This window comes from Flavobacterium sp., assembly GCF_044338735.1.
Taxonomy (GTDB): domain Bacteria; phylum Bacteroidota; class Bacteroidia; order Flavobacteriales; family Flavobacteriaceae; genus Flavobacterium.
Map to the genome: position 1 here is coordinate 1 of NZ_JBIIWV010000230.1, position 2,776 is coordinate 2,776.

General features: G+C 31.7%; 4 protein-coding genes. 3 read left to right on the forward strand and 1 reads right to left on the reverse strand.

Translation table 11 applies throughout. From position 1 onward, the window contains the following. The 3 genes from ACIQZC_RS10530 to ACIQZC_RS10540 all read left to right on the forward strand — a co-directional run. On the forward strand, nt 1–1,178 hold a 1,178-nt coding region (locus ACIQZC_RS10530; protein WP_396139178.1), incomplete at its 5' end, for a TonB-dependent receptor domain-containing protein. Between the two features lie 94 nt (nt 1,179–1,272). After that, on the forward strand, nt 1,273–1,710 hold the full coding sequence (locus ACIQZC_RS10535) for a hypothetical protein (RefSeq protein WP_396139179.1): 438 nt from the start codon (nt 1,273–1,275) through the stop codon (nt 1,708–1,710). 22 nt (nt 1,711–1,732) lie between these two features. Further along, nucleotides 1,733–2,209: a septal ring lytic transglycosylase RlpA family protein gene (locus ACIQZC_RS10540; protein WP_396139180.1), complete on the forward strand. Its 477-nt coding sequence runs from the start codon at nt 1,733–1,735 to the stop codon at nt 2,207–2,209. Nucleotide 2,210: 1 nt separating this feature from the next. Here ACIQZC_RS10540 and ACIQZC_RS10545 read toward each other — a convergent pair whose 3' ends face one another. After that, entirely contained in the window at nt 2,211–2,681 is a 471-nt protein-coding gene (locus ACIQZC_RS10545; protein ID WP_396139181.1) for a CYTH domain-containing protein, read from the reverse strand. Between the last annotated feature and the right edge of the window lie 95 nt (nt 2,682–2,776).

The window sequence follows — 2,776 nt, forward strand, 5'->3', positions numbered from 1 at the left end:
GTACTAATACTGTTAATCAACAATTCAACATTAATCCTTGGAATGCTTTCTTTAATACAGCAAGTGACAACCAAAAAATTGATTATGATTACAGTGAAACAATTTCCTACGGAGGAGTTTTCGGTCAATTAGAATATTCTAAAAACAATTTATCTGCATTTTTCCAAGGTTCGGTTTCAAACCAAACGCACCAAAGATTTGATTACTACGATTACCAAACAGCAAATCAAGATTCTGAAAAAGTAAATAATATTGGATATAATATTAAATCGGGTGGTAGTTATGTAATTGCAGATCAACATTCAGTATATGTAAATGCTGGATATTATTCTCGTCAACCTTACCATGATAATATTTACTTAAATTTTACTAATCAAGTAAATCCATTAACAGAAAACGAAAAAGTTTTAGGTTTAGAAGCTGGTTATACATTCAAATCAAAAATCTTTTCGGCTAGTGTAAATGCATACAGAACAACATGGGAAGACAGAGTTGTTACTACATCTACAGTACAAGCTTCAAATGGAACAATTGGAACTACTCCAGTTTTGGCAGGAGATGTGATTTTTACTTCAAATCAAGGAGTTAAACAAGTACATACTGGTTTAGAATTGGATTTTGTTTTAAAACCAACATCAAATGTGGATGTTAAAGGTTTTGCTTCTTTTGGAAACTGGGAATATAACGGAAATGCAGTTAGTACAAAATATGATGAAAATTTAAATCCATTATTAGTAACTGAAACTGATATTGATGGAGGAAAAGTAGGTGATGCAGCACAAACAACCTGGGGATTAGGCGCTAAATATGAATTTATTAAAAACTTTTCAATCGATGCAGATTGGAGAAACTATGATAATTTATTTGCAAATGTTGTAGCAAAAGAAAATCTTGAATTACCAAGCTATGATGTTATTGATGCCGGAATTTCTTACAAAATGTTAGTTGGAAAAGACAAAGAAAATTCTGTGAATTTTAGATTTAACATGAATAATGTTTTTGATGAGGTTTATTTATCTGAATTAACGTCTAATATTAAAACTGACGCATTCATTAGTGGAACTTCAGGACCAACTTATCAGTCTGCTGGTAGAGTTTATAAAGGAATTGCAGATGGTAACCAAGGTTTCTTCGGTTTAGGAAGAACTTGGAACTTCACAATCCGTTATAACTTCTAATTTAATAATATACAATTTAAACCTCTCACTCATTTTTTTGAGTGAGGGGTTTTTTTATTTATTATATTTGTAATTCACAATAAAATAATAAACTATGTACAGCACTATTCTTTCCCTTCACTCTACACTAGCTTATGCAGCATTAGGAGTATTGTTATTAGCGGTAATCAATGCCATTTTAGGAGTAACCTCAAAAAGTTTATTTAAACCAAAAGACCGAAGTATTTCGTTAGTTGCTTTAATTATTTGTCATGTGCAATTAGTAGTAGGTTTACTACTGTATATTGTTTCAGATAAATTTGAACAATGGTCCTTATTAGGCATGAAAATAATGAAAAACAGTGAATTAAGACAACTTCTTGTAGAACATCCTGTAACCAATATTATTGCAATCGTTTTGATTACTATTGGTTGGTCAAAACACAAAAGAGAAGAAAGCAATAACGGGAAGTTTAAAAAAATTGCATTATTTTACTTGTTAGGATTAGTGCTTTTATTAGCAATGATTCCTTACAAACAATGGTTAGGATAAGCAACTTTCAAAACACCCATAAATGAAACAATTACGTTATATAATCCCTTTAATCGTTCTCATTATAGCTATTAGTAGTTTCTCTGATTCAAGTAACAATTTGGTCAGAGAAACCGCTATTGTTGATAGTATTAAAAAACAGGATTCACTCGCTATTGTTTTAGCAAAAAAACAGGATTCATTATCAAGAATCAAGTTGACACCCTATAAAAAAAATGTAGAAGCTTCTCATTATGCCGATAAATTCAATGGAAGAAGAACGGCAAGTGGCGCTCGTTTCCACAACAATAATTATACGGCTGCTCACAAAAAACTTAAGTTTGGTACTAAAGTGAAAGTAACCAATACCGCAAATGGTAAAAGTGTTGTGGTTACAATTACAGATCGTGGCCCATTTACAAAACAAAGAGAAATTGATATGGCTAAAAGACCATTTTTAGATATTTCTCACAACCGCGGAAGAGCACCTTTGCGCGTGAATCTTGAAATTATTGAGTAGTTTATTTCCAATTTTTATAAGAAGATACACTAAGCGAAGCATTATAATAGCGATCATCACCGGTTACTTCTTCTCCTAGCCAATTCGGTTTTTCAAACGACTCGTTTTCGTCATTTAGCTCAATTTCTGCAATAATTAATCCTTTATTGTCGCCTTCAAAAACATCTACTTCATACAGGTGTTTTCCAGAAGGGATTTCATAACGAACTTTATCAATCACGCCATCTTCGCACAACAGTAATAATTGTTCTGCTTCAGTAATTTTAATTTCTTTTTCCCATTCAAAACGTGTAGTTCCCGTTTCGTTTCCTTTTCCTTTAATGGTAATAAATCCTTGCGTTTCCTTAATGCGAATACGAACTGTTCGTTCCGGATTTGAATTGAGATACCCTTGTACTATTCGATTCGACCGTATACTTTCGGATAGAAATTCAGTAGTTGTGACTAAAAATTTGCGTTCGATTTCGTTCATGATGTCGTTTTAAATCTAAAAAGAAATTGAATTTAGTATTCTTATCAAATATACTATAAATTTGTAATATGCTTACTCAAAATACGTTTCGGAAA